Consider the following 331-nt stretch of genomic DNA (forward strand, 5'->3'; position numbering starts at 1 on the left):
GCGGCCACAACGAGATCGGTCGCCTCGGGCGTACGCTGAACGGGATGGTCTCGGGGCTTTCGGATCCGGCCGGGACGAACCGTGCGGCGACGTCGTAGCTGAGCGCGGCGGGGGCCGATAGCCGCGCCTGGGCGCAGGGGCGGGCGGCCTCGGTGGAGGATCAGTGCGCGGCGGTGCAGGAGACGGCGGCGACGGTGGACGAGATCACCAATTCGGGCGCGCAGATGACGAAGCGGGCCGGCGAGGTGATCGCCACCGCCTAGGCCACGTCCCAGACCGCGCGCCATGGCCTTCGCGGCGGGGCCCACACGGCGCGGGCGATGGGCGCGTT

The 331-nt window shown here is 74.0% G+C and carries 1 pseudogene; it reads left to right on the forward strand.

What is annotated here, in order from left to right:
- A pseudogene (locus MKK60_RS21470) lies at positions 1–331 on the forward strand (hypothetical protein); the annotation flags it as partial.

Source organism: Methylobacterium sp. J-092, assembly GCF_022829325.1.
GTDB lineage: Bacteria > Pseudomonadota > Alphaproteobacteria > Rhizobiales > Beijerinckiaceae > Methylobacterium.